Here is a 1,953-nt window from a genome sequence, read left to right as displayed (position 1 = left end):
AGACCGGCCGCCGTTCGCCGGTAGGTCCGGGCACCCGTACGGCAGTTGTCCAACCCTGTTGACGGCCCGCATTGCCGTGTTACATAGTGGCGGAGCTGACATTGCCGCCGGACGGCCGCGCTTACCTCGCGTGATGTTGTGGTGCCATCTTTCCAGCGCTGGGGGCTCCACTCTCCGTTATTCCAAGTGACGCACAAACGGTGACCGCACATTTCGGGTGCGCGTGCCGTTTACAGGCTCGGGAAAAAGGAGTTCCATGTCCGCCCACCGCGCCACGGCGCCGGTCGACGCCGTGCTCGACCTGATGATGGCCCACCAGAGGCTGCTGATCGACCCGGACAGCCCGCACGACGACCGCTGCGCGCACTGCCGCGACACCCAGCGCGGCAGGATCGAGGTCCACGTCCGCGCCGGACGTGCCATACCGATGTTGTTACCCGCGTTCCCCGCCAAGTCACCCAACCCGGACAAGGTCCTGGGCCACCTCCCGGACCTCGCCGAGGAGCTGTCCATCGCGTTCCTGGAGACGCTCTGCGCGCGCATCCGGGAGGTCTACCCGCCGGGCGCGCAGCTGATCATCTGCTCCGACGGGCGCGTCTTCAACGACCTGGTGCGGATCCCGGACGAGCACGTGTCGGCCTACCAGCAGGAGATGGCCAACGTCCTGGACCGCCTGGGCACCGAGCACATCAGCCTCTACAGCCTCGACGACGTCTACCCGGGCACCGAACCGGAGCGGATGCGCCAGAAGCTGTGGGCTGACCACGCGCCGGACCTGGACGAGCTGCGGGCGGAGGTGCGCGCCGGCGGTCCGGCGCTCGGCCTGTACCGCGGCATCACCCGCTTCCTGTTCGAGGACGGGAAGGTCCCCGGCTTCCGGGGCAGCAACACGACCCTGCAGCGGGAGAGCCGCACGCGCGCCTACGAGGTGATCGGGCGCAGCCAGGCGTGGGGCAACCTGCTGGCCGTCATCCACCCCGACGCGGTCCGGCTGTCCATCCACCCGCAGCCCTGCGGCCACGAGAAGTTCGGAATCTTCCTCCAGGACAACGCCGACGACGACCGCTGGCTCACGCCGTGGCACGCCGTGGCGGTCGAGGACCGGGGCCGCTTCCGGCTGATGAAGCACCACGCCGCCAAGACCGCGGGCGGGCAGCTGGTGCTGCGCCACGGCCGCCCGTCCCACTACGTCCTGCCCGCCCAGACCACCCCACACCCGGAAGGCTGAACAGATGTCATCCGCTACCACCGCTTCGGACACCGCCTGGGACACCGAGCCGCTGACGCCGTTCGGCGCGCTGGTGACCGCCCGGACACCCGGTCAGCCGTTCACCACCCCCGCGGTCGAGGACGTGCGGGCCCTCGTGCGCGCGAAGCACCTGGTCGTGCTGCGCGGCTTCACCCCTCCCGCCGACGGCGCCGCGCTGGAGGCCTACGGGCACTCGTGGGGCGAGATCCTGGAGTGGTCCTTCGGCACCGTGTTCGACGTGCTGGCCCACGAGGAGCCCGAGGACCACGCGTTCGACACCAGCTTCATGCCGATGCACTGGGACGGCATGTACGCCAAGCAGATCCCCGAGTTCCAGATCTTCCACTGCCTCACCGCCCCGGCCGCGACGGAGGGCGGGCGCACCCTGTTCACCGACACCACCCGCGTCATCGCGGGCACCGACCCGGAGACCGTGCGGCGCTGGCGGGACGTGGTGCTGCACTACCGCAACCCGAAGATCAGCCACTACGGCGGCCTGGTGGTCTCGCCGCTGGTCGAGCCGCACCCGCTGACCGGCCTGCCGACCCTGCGCTTCCTCGAACCCGTCCCCGAGGGCGTCGAGATCCTCAACCCGCCGAACGTGACGGTGGCCGACCACAGCCCCGAGCAGGCACGGGCCGTCATCGAGGAGGTCCGGGCCGCGCTGTACGACCCGCGGTACCTCTACGCGCACTCGTGGCAGC

Annotated in this window: 2 protein-coding genes; both read left to right on the top strand. The window is 70.1% G+C overall.

Translation table 11 applies throughout. The annotated features are described in order from the left end of the window. The first annotated feature begins 256 nt into the window (after positions 1-256). Entirely contained in the window at positions 257-1,228 is a 972-nt protein-coding gene (locus AB0G02_RS37430; protein WP_360804413.1) for an isocyanide synthase family protein, read from the top strand. Between the two features lie 4 nt (positions 1,229-1,232). Further along, positions 1,233-1,953, top strand: a 721-nt coding sequence (locus AB0G02_RS37425; protein WP_360804410.1) for a TauD/TfdA family dioxygenase, incomplete at its 3' end; no start/stop codon positions are given.

It is taken from the genome of Actinosynnema sp. NPDC023658 (genome assembly GCF_040639995.1).
In the GTDB taxonomy this organism is placed as follows: domain Bacteria; phylum Actinomycetota; class Actinomycetes; order Mycobacteriales; family Pseudonocardiaceae; genus Actinosynnema.
This window is presented reverse-complemented; position numbering and strand designations above follow the sequence as displayed.